This is a genomic window from Comamonas terrigena NBRC 13299, from assembly GCF_006740045.1.
GTDB classification, from domain to species: Bacteria; Pseudomonadota; Gammaproteobacteria; order Burkholderiales; family Burkholderiaceae_C; genus Comamonas; species Comamonas terrigena.
The window spans coordinates 2157607-2171809 of sequence record NZ_AP019749.1; the positions used below are offsets into that span (position 1 = coordinate 2157607).

Sequence of the window (14203 nt, forward strand, 5' to 3'; positions counted from 1 at the left end):
AGGGCTGGTTACCAGTGCAGCTGGCCCTGGTGTGGTGGACGCACTCTGGGGCCGGGTAGCGCCGTTGGCTGCAGCGCTGCCAGCCTGTCGGGGTCTGGTTGGTGAGGGCCTGCGCCGAGGTAGATCGGCCTGGTGGGGCAAGGGCCTGCACAGGCCCTTTTTGGTACTTACAGCTTGCGCAGCCGTTCCAGTGCAGCACGCAGGGTGTCGTCCTGCTTGGCAAAGCAAAAGCGCACCACCTTCTGGTCGAAGCCGTCGCCGTAGAAGGCCGACATTGGAATGGCAGCCACGCCCACTTCCTTGACCAGCCACTGGCAGAACTCGGCCTCGTTCAGATCGCTGATGGCGGAGATGTCTGCACACTGGAAGTAGGTGCCGGCCGTGGGCAGCAGCTTGAAACGGGTCTGGCTCAGACCTTCGGCAAACAGATCGCGCTTGCGTTGGTAGAACGCAGGCAGTTCCAGGTACGGGGCCGGGTTCTGCATATAGGTGGCCAGGCCGACCTGCATGGGGGTGTTCACGGTGAACACATTGAACTGGTGCACCTTGCGGAATTCGGCCGTCAGTGCGGCGGGAGCGGCCACGGTGCCGACCTTCCAGCCTGTCACGTGGTAGGTCTTGCCAAAGCTGGAGACGATGAAGGTGCGTGCAGCCAGGCCCGGGTAGCGCGCCGCGCTTTCGTGCTGGGCACCGTCAAACACCATGTGCTCGTACACCTCGTCGCTGATCAGCAGCACATTGGTGGGAGCCAGCAGGTCTTCGAGCTGCTGCATTTCTGCCGCCGTCCACACCGTGGCGCTGGGGTTGTGCGGGGTGTTGACGATCATCAGCCGCGTTCTGGGCGTGATGGCGGCGGAAATCTTGGCAAAGTCCGGACGGAAGGTGCCGGGCGTCAGCGGCACCCGCACGATGGTGCCGCCGGCCATCTCGATATTGGGGGCGTAGCTGTCGTAGCAGGGGTCCAGCACGATCACTTCATCACCGGCCTGCACGGTGGCCAGGATGGCGGTCAGGATGGCCTGGGTGGCACCTGCGGTGATGGTGATCTCGGTCGCCGCGTTGTACTGGCGGCCATGGAGGGTGTGGATTTTCGCGGCCACCGCTTCGCGCAGCTGGGGCATGCCGGCCATGGGCGGGTACTGGTTGTGGCCGGCGCGCATGGCATCGTTGACGGCGTCCAGCAGCGTGGGGTCGCAGTCAAAGTCCGGAAAGCCCTGGCCGAGGTTGACGGCCTGGTGTTCGGCGGCCAGGGCCGACATCACGGTGAAGATGGTGGTGCCCACATGGGGCAGGCGGCTGGGAAAACTGGGGGTGTGCGCGGTGGTCATCGCTCAATCGCAAAAAGGCAAAAACCCGGGGGCTAGGGGTCTAGCGCCGGGCTGGGGAAGGTCTCTGAGTGAACTGTACGCTCACAGTTCGTAATCGTTGACGTGGCCGGTCATTGCCCGCGCGATCAGGTCGCGGCTGAGGCGGTCGCTCAGGGTTTCGGCAAACTTATAGACGAAGTTGCGCAGGTAGGCGCCGCGCTTGAAGGCCACACGCGCCACGCTCTGACCGAACAGATGGCCGACGGGGCGGGAGACCAGGTCCACGCCCGGATCGTCACGCATGGCCATTTCGGCCACGATGCCGATGCCAAGGCCCAGGCGCACATAGGTCTTGATCACGTCCGAATCAATGGCTTCCAGCACGATGCGCGGGGTGATCTTGCGCGTGGCAAAGGCGGTGTCGATCTTGTTGCGACCGGTGAACGAGGGGTGGTAGGTGATCAGCGCTTCCAGACCGATGTCTTCCAGACCGATGCGTTCCTTGGTGGCCAACGGGTGGCCCTTGGGCACCACCAGCACGTGCTGCCATTCGTAGCAGGGCAGGGTGACCAGGTCGGGGTAATCGGCCAGCGATTCGGTGGCCATGCCAATTTCGGCCACTTCGTCCAGCACCATGCGCGCCACTTCATGGGGCGTGGCCTGGTGCAGGCTGATGGTGACCTTGGGGTAGGCGTCGCGCAGCTTGGCCACCGCATTGGGCAGCACGTAGCGCGCCTGGGTATGGGTAGTGGCAATGCTGAGGGTGCCGCTGTCCTGGGCACTGAATTGCTCGCCGATGCGCTTGAGGTTGTCGACTTCGCGCATGATCAGCTCGATGCTTTTGAGCACATGCTGGCCGGGCTCGGTGATGCGCTTGAGGCGCTTGCCGTGGCGGGCGAAGATGTCCACGCCCAGTTCTTCCTCCAGCTCGATGATTGCTTTGGAGACGCCGGGCTGCGAGGTGTGCAGCGCTTTGGCGGCCTCGGTGAGGTTGAGGTTGCGGCGGGCGGCCTCTTGAACGAAGCGGAATTGGTGCAGATTCATAAGCGGATGTCGGCTGGCGTGGACATCATTATGAATGATTTATCTAAAGTTTTGGTTCTTTATATATGTGCTGCTGTGCGATTTGCGCCAACAGGCCGATGACCCGGGGGTCTTCGCCCACGGGGGTGGCGCTGTCCAGCTGCACGCCGGGGTGCTGCTGGCGGGCTTGCTCCAGCAGCAGGGGCAGGTCTTCGCGCGCGTGGCGGCCGGTGCCCAGAAATAGCGGCAGCACCGTAATGCGGGTGCAGCCCTGGGCGACCAGTTGCGCAATGGCGGCGGGCAGCGAAGGGCTGCTGATCTCCAGGTAGGCGCACAGGCAGAGCGCGCCCGGCTGTTCTGCCAGCAGTTGATCGCGCACGGCCTGCATGGGGCGGTGCCACAGGGGGTCGCGCGAGCCATGTGCGAACAGCACCAGGCCCGTTGCCGGAGCGGCAGGGCCGGGGCCGGGGCCGCTGTGGGTGGATGGGTTCATCGCCGCAGCACCAGCCAGGTGAAAGCACCCAGAGACAGCAATGAATAGATCACCCCGGGGGCCGCTGCGGTCAGCATGGGCTGCCAGTTATTCAGATTGCCGGCGTAGCCAAAGACGTTGTTGAGCAGGAAGAAGCTGATGCCGGCCATCACACCGCCGAACACATAGCCTGCCAGCCCGCCGGAGCGGAAATGCAGATAGGCAAAAGGCAGGGCCAGCACCACCATCACCAGGCAGCTGAGCGGGTAGAACAGCTTGCGCCAGAACTCGATCTCGTACTTCTGCGCCGACTGGTCGTTGCTCTGCAAATGCTGGATGAAGCGGAACAGCTCGATGGTGGGCATGCGATCGGGCTTGTGCACGGCCGCGGCCACCATGTTGGAGGTGAGGTTGGTGGCGAAGTCGTATTCGGCTTCGGTGTAGCGCTGCAGGCGCGCCTGTGTGGGTTCGGGGTAGCTGAACTCGGAGCGGCGCACCTGGCTGAGCTTCCACAGGTCGTTGTCCTTCACCTCGGCTTTTTCGGCATGGATCTGGCGCAGCATGCGGCCATCGGCATCGAACTCGAAAATACGCACGCCCAGCAACTCGTCGTCACGGATGTTGCGCACATTGATGGCCAGGGTCCTGCCGTCCTTGCGTTCCTTCAGCCAGGCTCCTGTCGCCCCGGAGGTGACGGTGCCGCCCTGGAACTTGGCCTGGGTGGCCGATGCGGCGCGTTCGGACAGCGGAGCGATGTAGTCCCCTATCAGAAAGGTAAGCACCACAAAGCCGGCGCCAATGGTGACCAGGGTGCGCAACGCCAGCCAGGGGCCCAGGCCGCTGGTGCGCATGATGGTGAATTCCGAGCTTTGCGCCAGGCGGGCCATCACGTAGATGGTGCCGATCAGCACGGTGATGGGCAGCAGCTCGTACAGGTGATTGGGCACTTCCAGCAGCACCACCAGCATGGCCTGGGGGACGCCGTACTGCTCGTAGCGGCCCACATAGCGCATTTCGTCGAGCAGGTCGAAGAAGAAGAACAGCGCCAGGAAGGCCAGGGTCACAAACGCCACCGTGGTGATGACGTCCTTGAAGATCATTTTGCGCAGTGTCTTCATGCCGAAGCTCCTTGCGGTACTTGGGCGCGGCGTTGCAGCAGTTGTCGGGGCGACCAGCGGTGGTGGCGAGTCATCAGGGTGGCCAGGGCGATCCCCAGGACCGCGCCGTGCAGGCCGAGCAGGAAGCCCAGCATGGACATGCGGCCGGAGACGACCCAGCTTTGGCCCACGGTCATCAGGTTGTAGTAGACCACGAATGCCAGCAGCGCGACGGCCAAGCTGGTGCTTTTGGCGGCACGCGGGTTGGCGTTGGTGATGGCCAGGGCCAGCAGCACAAAGTTGAGCGCTGCCAGGGGCAGGCCCAGGCGCCAGCCCAGCTCGGCCCGGTCCTTGGGCTCGTCAGAGGCCAGCAGCGCCGCCGTGGGCTGGGATTTGGTGGCCAGGGCTTCGGCGCTGGCGCTGCTGCCGTCCGACAGGCGCAGTGCGTATTCCTGAAACTGGCTGATGCGCAGCCCCGCGCCGTCGGGCTTGGTCTCGATGCGTTGGCCATCGGTCAGCACCGCCATTCTCACGCCTTGCTGCACGCGCAGATGGGCGCTCTTGGCAGAGGTCACAACCTCTTTGCCATTGCTGTTGTCGACGATGAAGACATTGCTCGCAGATTCGGAGGACACGGATTCCTTGTCGATGAAGAAGACCCGCTGGCCGTCCGAGGATTCCTGGAACTCTCCGGGGGCGATGCGGTCCACATCGCTGCGCTGCTCGAATTGCTCACGCATCTGCTGCACCTGCTGGTTGCTCCAGGGCCAGACCCATACGCCCAGCACGGCAACGATCAGCAGCACCGGCCAGGCAAAGCGCAGCAGCGGCTTGACCAGACTGGCCAGGCCGCGGCCGCTGGCAAACCAGATCACCATTTCGCTGTCACGGTACATGCGGGTGAGCGTGCCGACAATGGAGACAAACAGGCTCAGCATCAGGATGGTGGACAAATGGCTGAGCACGGTGAAGCCCATGACCAGCAGCACGTCGGATGGGCTGACATTGCCTTTGGCGGCCTGGCCTAATGTGCGGATCAGCATCATGGTCATGACCACGGTAATCAACACCACCAGGGTTGCGCCAAAGCTGCGGGCCAGCTCCTTGCGTATGGATGAATCGAATAACATCGGCGTTAAAGGAAAACACCGATTATGAACTTTGATCTCAAGGCCTTGAACTTGGCGGGTGCTGCCGCTGAAAAATGTGATGCGCTGGTGCTGCTGGTGCCCGACGCTTTCAAGCCCGGCAAGGACGCGCTGTCGCAGTGCGTGGCGCAGGCGCGCAAGGCAGGGGATCTGGACAATGGTGCCGGCAAGCAACTGGCGCTGTACCAGCCCGCGGGCGTGGCTGCGCGCCGCGTGCTGCTGCTGAGCGCGGGTACGGCCTCCGCCAAGGAAGTACGCACCGCGCTGACAGCGGCTGCCAGCACCCTCAAGGCCACGGGCTGCAAGCGTGCGGTGGTGTGCCTGTCGGCCCTGCCGGACGCGGCGGCGGTGACGGCCGCTGCCGTGCAGACGCTGGCCGATATCAGCTATGTGTACACAGCGACCAAGCCCGAAGCCAAGGCCCTGGCCTGGACACGTACCACCGTGGCCGTGCCCGACAAGGCTGCGGCTGCACCGACATTTGCCCTGGGCGAGGCCTTGGCCTCTGGCGTGGGCATGGCCCGCGAATGGGCCAACCGCCCCGCCAACCATGCCACGCCCACCATGCTGGCGGCGGCGGCCAAGGCCTTGGCCAAGCACGGCGGTATCCAGTGCAAGGTGCATGGCCCCAAGGAAGTGGCCAAGCTGGGCATGGGCGCTTTCATGGCGGTGGCCCAGGGCTCGGCCCAGCCGCTGCAGTTCATTGAACTGCACTACAACGGCGCAGCCAAGTCGCAGGCGCCGGTGGTGCTGGTGGGCAAGGGAATCACGTTCGACACCGGAGGCATCTCGCTCAAGCCGGCAGCGGGGATGGACGAGATGAAGTTCGACATGGGCGGCGCCGCCAGCGTGCTGGGCGTGTTCCGCGCGCTGGCCGAGCTGCGCCCCGCCATCAATGTGGTCGGCCTGATCCCGGCCTGTGAGAACATGCCTGACGGCACTGCCGTCAAGCCCGGGGATGTGGTCACCAGCATGAGCGGCCAGACCATCGAGATCCTGAACACCGACGCTGAAGGCCGTCTGGTGCTGTGCGATGCGCTGACCTATGCCGCACGTTTCAAGCCTGCCGCACTGGTGGACGTGGCAACGCTCACCGGTGCGTGCGTGATTGCCCTGGGCGGCATCCGCAGCGGCATGTACGCGACCAGCGATGCGCTGGCCGATGCCTTGCAGAAGGCGGGCGATGCCGCGCAGGACCTGTGCTGGCGCATGCCGCTGGACGACGACTACGCCGAAGGTCTGAAGACGACGTTTGCCGATGTGGCCAATGTGGCAGGCCGTGCAGCGGGCTCGGTGACCGCCGCCAAGTTCCTGCAGCGCTTTGTGGGCGACATTCCCTGGGCGCACCTGGACATCGCTGGCACCGCATGGAAAGAAGGCGCTGCCAAGGGCGGCACCGGCCGCCCTGTGGGGTTGCTGGTGCACTATCTGCTGGGCCAGGTGGCCACGGCAGCCAAAACAGCCAAGCCGGTGAAGGCCAAGGCGCCCCAGGCGGTGGTTGCGGACAAGGTTGTCAAGAGCGCTAAGCCGGTGAAAGCCGCCAAGGCAGTCAAAACCGTCAAGGCCGTCAAGGTGGCGCAGCCTGCTGCGGCATCCGACACGGCGCCGACGGCCAAGGCCGCGCTGACGCCAGTGGAAGCTGCGCGCGATTGAGAAGGCGGGTGCTGTGATGACCGAGGTGGCTTTTCACTTCAACGCGCCGGACAAGTTGGGCTATGTCTGCCGGTTTGTGCGCAAGGCACTGCGCCATGGGGCGCAGGTGACTGTCACCGCCCAGCCGGGCGTGCTGGCCCATCTGTCGGCACGGCTGTGGAAAAGCGCACCCAGCGATTTTCTGGCCCATGCCGGCCCTGGCGCTGATCCGCAGGTGCAGGCCTTGTCGCCGGTGGTGCTGGTGCAGCAGGCTGAGGCCTCGCCGCACCGCGACATCCTGCTGAATCTGGGCGAAACCGTGCCCGAAGGGCTGGAAGGTTTTGCGCGGGTGGTGGAGGTGGTGTCGCTGGACGATATGGACCGCGCCATGGCCCGCAATCGCTGGAAAGACTATGCCGCACGTGGTCTCGCCATCCAGCGGCATGATCTGGTGCTGAAAGGAATGTGATGGAGCCGTTTGGCCGCCAACCGCCGCGCTTTGTGCCGACGCTGACCGATGTGGTGCCGGAAGGCCTGCCGCTGGCGAAACCTGCGCAGCAGGAGCCGGTGCAGGAAGACCGCCTGGACACGCCGGGATTGTCGTCGGAGTCTGCCGCCGGCATGCCTGCGGGATCGGAGGACGTACCGCAGGCGGGTGCTCAGCCAGCAGCAGGCTCCGTGTCAGAACCCGTGCTGACGTCATTCGCGCCAGCTGGTACGGCAGGCATGTCCGTGCCTGCACAGAGGGACCCGGTGCTGGTGGAGCCGCCTGCGGACTGGCTTGGTGGGGAAGCGGATGCTGTGGCGGGTGGGTATGCCGATATGCCTTTGGTGCTGGATCTGCCCGAGCCCGCGACGGAGCCTGCATCCGTGCCAGCGTGGGATGCTGCAGCCCTGCACGAGATGCTGGTGGAGCGCATTCTGGCGCGGGTCCAGCCCCAGCTGGAGGCGCATCTGCGCGAAGTGGTGGCCGATGTGGTGTCCATGCATGCCCAGGCCATGTCGCGCAGCCTGCATGCTGCCGTCGAAGATGTGGTGCAGCACGCCGTGGCCGATGCGATCACTCAGGAGCAGATCCAGGCCCAACTGGGGATTCAGCCCCCTCTGTAGCGCCGAAGGTGTGCTGGTGGTGGGTGGTTCGTTGCTGCTCCGAAAAACAAAAAAGGCCTGCTGATGCAGGCCTTTTTGATAGGGACGTGGTCCCGTGGAATGGCTCAGCGCGGACCAAGCACCTCGGGGTTGACGATGTTGGTCGGCTTGCCTTGGACGAAATTCACCACATTGTCAAAAGCCGCGCCAAAGTACAGTTCGTAGTTGTCCTGCTCCACATAGCCGATGTGCGGCGTGCAGATGCAGTTCTCCATGCGCAGCAGCGCGTGGCCTTGCAGGATGGGCTCGGACTCGAACACATCCACTGCGCCCATGCCGGGGCGGCCGTGCTGCAAGGCCGTGGCCAGTGCGTCTGGCTCCACCAGCTCGGCCCGCGAGGTGTTGACGAACAGGGCCGTGGGCTTCATCAGCGACAGGTCGCGCAAGGTGATGCAGTGCTGCGTGTCGGGCGTGAGCTTGAGGTGCACGGACAGAATGTCGCAGGTGGAGAAAAAGTCTTCGCGCGAATGGGCCACCTGGTAGCCATCGGTCAGTGCCTTGGCTCGGGAGGTCTCGCGCCCCCAGACCTTGACGCCCATGCCAAAGGCCTTGGCGTAGCCGGCCACGATCTGGCCGATGCGGCCATAACCCCAGATGCCCAGGGTGCGACCGCGCAGCACGGTGCCCAGGCCGAAGTTGGAAGGCATCGAGGCCGCCTTGAATCCGGACTGCTGCCAGGCGCCATGTTTGAGGTTGGCGATGTACTGCGGCAGGCGGCGGCTGGCCGCCATGATCAGTGCCCAGGTCAGCTCGGCAGGTGCAACCGGGGAACCCACGCCTTCTGCCACGGCAATGCCGCGCTCGCTGCACGCCTGCAGATCAATGTGCGGGCCCACGCGGCTGGTTTGTGAAATCATCTTCAGCCGGGGCAGCTTCTCCAGCAGAGCGCGGGTGATGGGCGTGCGTTCGCGGATCAGCACAATGATGTCGGCATCACGCAGGCGCACAGCCAACTGGCCCACGCCTTTGACCGTGTTGGTGAAAACCTTGGCGTTGAAAGCGTCCAGACGGCTGGCGCAGTGGAGCTTGCGAACTGCGTCTTGGTAGTCGTCCAGGATCACGATATTCATGGGAGCGTGGCCTTATCAAACCGGGAGAAGTGAAACGCGTGGCAGGCAGCCGCAGTAGCGAATCTGCCGCACAAATGTGTATTCTCTTCCGAAACGTGCGTTAAAACCATGTGAAACCGGTGTGTGCACGTAAAACCGTGCGCCATGGATGCGGTGGATGTCAGCCGGGTGACAGCGGCGTGCACCGGCTGGGCTACAGAAGGCCGCAGAAAAGCTGTGCCCTTGGCAGCACAAATGCGCTGTTGGCTGGCAGCGGGCGGCGAGCTGGCCTGCTACGTTGGGCGGATGCAAAGTTGGAATCGATCGCAATGGCGCGCTGCCGCGCTGCAATGTCTGGCAGGCGTGCTGCTGGGCGGCTGCGTCAGTGCACCGGCGCCGCTTGGAGCGGTGCAAGGGGAGTAATTCTCGGCTGAAGAGATATGGCAGTCCGACAGCAACCGCATGGTGACGCTGGCGATGCGCGACAACCTGGAAAGCCTGTGGCTGCTGGCGGACAAGCTCTATCAGCGGAACCCAAGGGAGTGGAAAAAGAGTGCCTCCAGCCGCGAAGCGGCAGTGGCGCAATTGCGCAAGGCGGTGCTGGAGCGTCAGCCATGGCCCGATCTGCAAGGCCAGCGTGATATCGCGGCCTTGTCGCTGGCGCTGCAGCCGCAATTTGCTGGGGACCGCGTGGCGGGCTTTGTCTATGCGGCAGCAGATACGGTGATCACCGCACATGGCAACAAGACCCGTTTCACTCTGGTTGATGGCCTGGATGCACAGCATGTCTTCAATGCCGCGCGCAATCTGGAAGCGGCCAACTGGATCCTCAACAGCCGGCGCAATGCCGATGGTTCATCGTTGCTGCTGTCCAACCACATCGACGACAGTCAACGCAATCTGAGCTTCGAGCGGGAGATGGGCAAGATCATCGGCAGGCTGGATCTGGTGGCCAGCTATGCCACGGAGCGTTACCGCCGCTCGGTCATCGGGTATGGGCAGGGGCTGGTGGCCGGGCCGTTTCTGCAGTTTCTGCCGGTGCGCTGAATGCGTGGCATACCAGTGGGTGCGCCGTTCGGTGGCAGAGACCGGCTGGCAGGCGTGCCACAATCGCTGCATTGCAAGGACAGACCGGTGCAGCCATTGCCCGGTTCTGGCGTTTGTATCGAGGCTCGATCGACTCCCTTGCGCCATGCCGGCTTGCCGGGGCGCAACACCGCTGCTGCATTGCTGCACCGGGTCGATCGTTCCGGGGCCGGGCGCCTGCTGTTGTTCTAACGCTTTGTCCCGTGTCACACCGCCAACCCATACGCGTCGCTGATATTGCGCAGTTTGACGCCATCATCGACGCCCGCACCCCGGCCGAGTTCGCGCTGGACCGCATTCCGGGCGCCATCAATTGCCCCGTGCTCAGCAACGAAGAGCGCGTGACCATCGGCACCATCTACAAGCAGGTCAGCCCTTTCGAGGCCAAGCGGCTGGGCGCCGCCATGGTTGCCGCCAATCTGGCGGGCCATCTGCGTGAGACCTTCGCCAATCAGCCGGCACACTGGAAGCCGCTGGTGTACTGCTGGCGCGGCGGGCTGCGCAGTGGCTCCATGGTGACCTGGCTGAGGCTGGTGGGCTGGGACGCGCAGCAGCTGGCCGGCGGCTACAAGGCGTTTCGCGGCCATGTGATTGCGCAGCTGGAGCAGCAGGTGCCCCGCTTGCATCTGCGGGTGCTGTGTGGTGCCACCGGCAGTGCCAAGACCCGCGTGCTGCATGCCCTGCAGGCGCAGGGCGCGCAGGTCCTGGACCTGGAGGGCATGGCCAGCCACAAAGGATCGCTGCTGGGAGGCCTGCCTGGCGTCGAGCAGCCCAGCCAAAAGCATTTCGACACCTTGCTGTACACCCAGCTGGCACAGCTGGATCTGACGCGCCCGGTGTTTGTGGAAGGAGAAAGTCCCAAGATCGGTCGCGTGGCCCTGCCGCTGGCGCTGGTGGAGCAGATGCGCCAGGCACCGGTGGTGGAGGTACGTGCCACACCAGAGGCGCGGCTGGCCTTTTTGCTGCGTGATTACGTCTATCTGGGCGACGACGCCGCGGGTCTGGCCTTCAAGCTGGGATTTTTGAAGGAGCTGCAAGGCCGGGAACGCGTGACGCGCTGGCAAGGCTGGGCACAGCAGGGCGATCTGCCTGCACTGTTTGCCGAGTTGATGGCGCTGCACTACGACCCGCAGTATGAGCGTTCCCAGTCCAAGCATTTTGTGCAGTGGGCGCAGCGGCAGGTGCTGGAAACAAACGATCTGACCGCACAGGGCATTGCTGCGCTGGCGGGTCAGATGTATGCCGGTCAGGAGTGAAGCGCAGCGAGGACGTTGCTGACGACACGCTGCCGCTGGCGCAGGGCCACGCGCAGCAGGTTTGGGGCGATGGCAATGGACAGCGGCGGGTGGCATGCAGCCACCGCCACTGGCCAGGAGCTCCTGGCATGAACAGCGCCGTGCGCGGGAGTAGGAGCGGGGCTGGTCTTGCGTTCCGTGTTCAATCGCGCTTGGCGCGGATCACCCGGCCGTCGGCCGCATCCACCTTGACCTCCATCAGCACGCCATCGGCCTGCAGCACGTTGACCTGGTAGCTGGTCGTGCCCCAGTGGTTGTCCAGTTCGGCACTGACTGCGGTGCCGGGGGTATGTGTGGTGGCAGACTGGATGGCTTGGGGCAGGCTGGCTTTGGCACTTTCCAGGCGCTGCAGGTCTTTGCGTTTGGCCTTGCCGTCGTTCTTGTACGGGGTGGCCTGGCCGGTCACGGCATTCACCCAGACCTCGACGCTCTCGCCATTGGGGGTGATGACTTCCAGCTCGTAACGGGCTCCTGCCTGATCGCCTTTGTCCAGTTCGGCTTCGATCACTGAGCCCGGCACGGCGCGGGTGGCGTTGTCGATGGCCTGGATCAGGCTGAGCTTGGATTGCGCCGTGAGCTGAAGCCATTCCGCGCCCGATTTGGCGCTGGCCAGGGTGCAGAACGCCGCCGTGGCAAGGGCAAGAGCGGAAATACGAGGTGAAAAGCGCATGCGGGGACTCCTTGTGCAGTGCAAAAAGAAAGGACAAGCTTAGGCGTCGCTGGCGGCCGGGGTGTGTCAGCCTAGACCGGCAATTGGCTCGCTGCAGGCGGGCAAGCAGTGCTGCAGCCGCATCCTCGCCTCGGAAATGCGTGCATCAGCGTGCCGGCGCAGGCGTTCGATGGTGTGGCGCTGACTTCAGTACAGCGCAACGGCCAGGATGTCGTGCGCCCTGGCCGTGCAATGGTCCGAAGAATGGCGGCGCCGTGCTTACAGCCCCAGCGCCTTGGCCACGTAGTCCGCGTCCTTGTCGCCGCGGCCCGACAGATTGACCAGGATATGCTGATCGGCGCCCAATTGCGGCGCCTGGCGCATGGCCCAGGCCACGGCGTGGGCACTTTCCAGTGCAGGAATGATGCCTTCCACGCGCGACAGCGTCATGAAGGCGTTCAGGCATTCCTTGTCGGTGACCGACTGGTACTGCACGCGCCCCAGGTCTTTCAGATAGCTGTGCTGCGGGCCCACGCCAGGGTAATCCAGGCCGGAGGCGATGCTGTGCACGGCGGCAGGGGTACCGTCGGCATTTTCCAGCACATAGCACTTCATGCCGTGGATTTCGCCGGGCTTGCCCACTGACAGGGTGGCCGCGTGGCGGCCGGGCTGGTCTACCCCTTCTCCGGCAGGCTCTACGCCCACCAGTTGCACGCCGGCATCGTTCAAGAAGGCGGTGAACATGCCCATGGCATTGCTGCCGCCGCCCACGCAGGCGCTGACGTAGTCGGGCAGGCGACCATGCTTGGCCAGGAACTGCTCGCGCGCTTCACGGCCGATGATGCTCTGGAAGTCGCGCACCATCATCGGAAAGGGGTGGGGCCCGACCACCGAGCCAATGGCGTACAGGTAGTCGGTGGGGTTGGTCAGGTACTCGTCGAACGCGCTGTCCACGGCTTCCTTGAGGGTGGCCGCGCCGCGCGTGACGGGCACCAGCTTGCAGCCCAGGATGCGCATCTTGGTGACGTTGGGGTGTTCCTTTTCGATATCGACCTGGCCCATGTGGATTTCGCAGGGAATGCCCACCAGCGCACAGGCCGTGGCCAGGGCCACACCGTGCTGGCCGGCTCCGGTTTCGGCAATCACTTTCTTCTTGCCCATGAACCTGGCCAGCAGTGCCTCGCCCAGGCAGTGGTTGATCTTGTGGGCGCCGGTGTGGTTCAGGTCTTCGCGCTTGAGGTGGATCTGTGCGCCGCCCAACTGGGCCGACAGGCGTTTGGCATGAAAGATGGGGCTGGGGCGGCCCACATAGTCGGCAAACAGGTCAGCCAGCTCATCCTGGAAGTCCTGGCGCTGGGTGATCTGCGCATAGGCGACGTTGATGTCGTCCATGGCCTGCTTCAGGTGCGGGGGCACCAGTTGGCCGCCATAGGGACCGAAGAAGCCCTGTTCGTCGGGCATGGAAGAAAAAGCGGGCAGAGCGTTCATGAAGTGACAGCAAGAGTGGGTGAAAAGATCCCCATCTTGATAGCACGCCATGCTTACAGCAAGCCATGCGAGCTTGCCCGGCTTGTCAACGTGTGGCGATATCGGGTGATCAAGCCATCGTGGATTCGGGCGGAATCTCAGCTTCCACCAGCAACGCCAGCAGTTGCAGCGACTGTTGCCAGCCCAGGTAGCAGGCTTCTGCAGGAATCACCTCGGGCACCCCTTCCTGCACGATGTGGACCTCGGTGCCGCAGACCACGGCACGCAGGTCGACCGTGGTGGTCATGGAGCCGGGCAGGCTGGGGTCGTCAAACTGGTCGCTGTTGCGGATGCGGGTGTTGGGTACCAGCTCCAGATAGGTGCCGCCAAAGCTGCTGCGCTCGCCGGTGCCCAGGTTGACGAAGGCCATCCGAAAGCGCCCACCCGTGCGGGCATCCATTTCCAGCACCTCGCAGACGAAGCCATGGGGCGGCATCCATTTGGCCAGGGCCGCAGGGCTGGTGAAGGCGCGGTAGATGCGCTCCGGCGGAGCCTGGAGCACGCGGTGCAAGCGGATGGTGTGGGCCATGTCCAGCTCCTGTGGGCGGTGTGAAGGCGCTCAGCCTAGCGCTTTGTCGCAGGTGTGGCGAGCCAAAGCCCTGGCTGTGCCGTGGCAAAGCGCACCGGCGGCCCAGGTGGGTGATGCTGGGCGGTGCGCCGGGAGCTGTCGCCTGCAGGACGGAAGGGCAGGGTTGCTGCCAGGGTTGAGGGGCGGGGCGCGCTCCTACAGTGTCCAGAACGTGCCGGCGATGGCTGCATTTGCGCGGCG

The 14203-nt window shown here is 64.4% G+C and carries 12 protein-coding genes and 2 pseudogenes; 5 read left to right on the forward strand and 9 right to left on the reverse strand.

The features are described 5' to 3' along the window. Positions 1 to 167 precede the first annotated feature (167 nt). From CT3_RS09805 to lptF, 5 genes are all read right to left on the reverse strand, one after another. Positions 168 to 1328 carry a pyridoxal phosphate-dependent aminotransferase gene (locus CT3_RS09805; RefSeq protein ID WP_066534361.1) on the reverse strand — a complete coding sequence of 387 codons (1161 nt, stop codon included), beginning with the start codon at positions 1326 to 1328 and terminating at the stop codon, positions 168 to 170. Between the two features lie 81 nt (positions 1329 to 1409). Then, positions 1410 to 2351, reverse strand: a complete 942-nt coding sequence (locus tag CT3_RS09810; protein WP_066534360.1) for a CysB family HTH-type transcriptional regulator — start codon at positions 2349 to 2351, stop codon at positions 1410 to 1412. A gap of 43 nt (positions 2352 to 2394) precedes the next feature. Beyond that, a complete protein-coding gene (locus CT3_RS09815) occupies positions 2395 to 2823 on the reverse strand; it encodes a sirohydrochlorin chelatase (RefSeq protein WP_066534358.1) in 429 nt (142 codons plus the stop codon). Then, positions 2820 to 3920: an LPS export ABC transporter permease LptG gene (gene lptG / locus CT3_RS09820; protein ID WP_066534356.1), complete on the reverse strand. Its 1101-nt coding sequence runs from the start codon at positions 3918 to 3920 to the stop codon at positions 2820 to 2822. Before lptG ends, CT3_RS09815 begins: the two co-directional genes overlap by 4 nt. Continuing rightward, entirely contained in the window at positions 3917 to 5029 is a 1113-nt protein-coding gene (gene lptF / locus CT3_RS09825; RefSeq protein WP_066534354.1) for an LPS export ABC transporter permease LptF, read from the reverse strand. Before lptF ends, lptG begins: the two co-directional genes overlap by 4 nt. 24 nt (positions 5030 to 5053) lie before the next feature. On the opposite strand from lptF, the pseudogene CT3_RS09830 reads away from it, so the two are divergent. From CT3_RS09830 to CT3_RS09840, 3 genes and pseudogenes are all read left to right on the forward strand, one after another. Further along, a pseudogene (locus CT3_RS09830) lies at positions 5054 to 6550 on the forward strand (leucyl aminopeptidase); the annotation flags it as partial. Positions 6551 to 6716: 166 nt separating this feature from the next. Further along, the gene (locus tag CT3_RS09835; protein WP_066534350.1) at positions 6717 to 7148 is read left to right on the forward strand and encodes a DNA polymerase III subunit chi; all 432 of its coding nucleotides are present in this window, start codon (positions 6717 to 6719) and stop codon (positions 7146 to 7148) included. After that, positions 7148 to 7789 carry a hypothetical protein gene (locus CT3_RS09840; RefSeq protein WP_066534349.1) on the forward strand — a complete coding sequence of 214 codons (642 nt, stop codon included), beginning with the start codon at positions 7148 to 7150 and terminating at the stop codon, positions 7787 to 7789. The genes CT3_RS09835 and CT3_RS09840 overlap by 1 nt, the downstream gene beginning before the upstream one ends. 104 nt (positions 7790 to 7893) lie before the next feature. On the opposite strand, the gene CT3_RS09845 is transcribed toward CT3_RS09840, so the two are convergent. After that, positions 7894 to 8898, reverse strand: coding sequence for a D-2-hydroxyacid dehydrogenase family protein (locus CT3_RS09845; protein ID WP_066534346.1), 1005 nt, complete (start codon positions 8896 to 8898; stop codon positions 7894 to 7896). A 285-nt stretch (positions 8899 to 9183) separates the two neighbouring features. On the opposite strand from CT3_RS09845, the pseudogene CT3_RS09850 reads away from it, so the two are divergent. Both CT3_RS09850 and mnmH read left to right on the forward strand, forming a co-directional pair. Next, positions 9184 to 9924 (forward strand): annotated as a pseudogene (locus CT3_RS09850) (hypothetical protein). A 242-nt stretch (positions 9925 to 10166) separates the two neighbouring features. Beyond that, complete coding sequence (mnmH, locus tag CT3_RS09855; protein WP_066534345.1) at positions 10167 to 11219, forward strand: tRNA 2-selenouridine(34) synthase MnmH; 1053 nt, start codon at positions 10167 to 10169, stop codon at positions 11217 to 11219. 181 nt (positions 11220 to 11400) lie between these two features. On the opposite strand, the gene CT3_RS09860 is transcribed toward mnmH, so the two are convergent. From CT3_RS09860 to CT3_RS09870, 3 genes are all read right to left on the reverse strand, one after another. Then, entirely contained in the window at positions 11401 to 11928 is a 528-nt protein-coding gene (locus tag CT3_RS09860) for a PepSY domain-containing protein (protein WP_066534344.1), read from the reverse strand. Positions 11929 to 12186: 258 nt separating this feature from the next. Further along, positions 12187 to 13395 carry a tryptophan synthase subunit beta gene (gene trpB / locus CT3_RS09865; RefSeq protein ID WP_066534343.1) on the reverse strand — a complete coding sequence of 403 codons (1209 nt, stop codon included), beginning with the start codon at positions 13393 to 13395 and terminating at the stop codon, positions 12187 to 12189. Positions 13396 to 13504: 109 nt separating this feature from the next. After that, complete coding sequence (locus tag CT3_RS09870; RefSeq protein ID WP_066534342.1) at positions 13505 to 13963, reverse strand: SRPBCC family protein; 459 nt, start codon at positions 13961 to 13963, stop codon at positions 13505 to 13507. Positions 13964 to 14203 lie beyond the last annotated feature (240 nt).

Bases quoted from the DNA above. Each gene is read 5' to 3' on its own strand.
- CT3_RS09860 (WP_066534344.1), bottom strand. From the start codon at position 11,928: ATGCGCTTTTCACCTCGTATTTCCGCTCTTGCCCTTGCCACGGCGGCG.
- CT3_RS09805 (WP_066534361.1), bottom strand. From the start codon at position 1,328: ATGACCACCGCGCACACCCCCAGTTTTCCCAGCCGCCTGCCCCATGTG.
- trpB (WP_066534343.1), bottom strand. From the start codon at position 13,395: ATGAACGCTCTGCCCGCTTTTTCTTCCATGCCCGACGAACAGGGCTTC.
- CT3_RS09870 (WP_066534342.1), bottom strand. From the start codon at position 13,963: ATGGCCCACACCATCCGCTTGCACCGCGTGCTCCAGGCTCCGCCGGAG.
- lptF (WP_066534354.1), bottom strand. From the start codon at position 5,029: ATGTTATTCGATTCATCCATACGCAAGGAGCTGGCCCGCAGCTTTGGC.
- CT3_RS09840 (WP_066534349.1), top strand. From the start codon at position 7,148: ATGGAGCCGTTTGGCCGCCAACCGCCGCGCTTTGTGCCGACGCTGACC.
- CT3_RS09815 (WP_066534358.1), bottom strand. From the start codon at position 2,823: ATGAACCCATCCACCCACAGCGGCCCCGGCCCCGGCCCTGCCGCTCCG.
- CT3_RS09810 (WP_066534360.1), bottom strand. From the start codon at position 2,351: ATGAATCTGCACCAATTCCGCTTCGTTCAAGAGGCCGCCCGCCGCAAC.
- lptG (WP_066534356.1), bottom strand. From the start codon at position 3,920: ATGAAGACACTGCGCAAAATGATCTTCAAGGACGTCATCACCACGGTG.
- CT3_RS09835 (WP_066534350.1), top strand. From the start codon at position 6,717: ATGACCGAGGTGGCTTTTCACTTCAACGCGCCGGACAAGTTGGGCTAT.
- CT3_RS09845 (WP_066534346.1), bottom strand. From the start codon at position 8,898: ATGAATATCGTGATCCTGGACGACTACCAAGACGCAGTTCGCAAGCTC.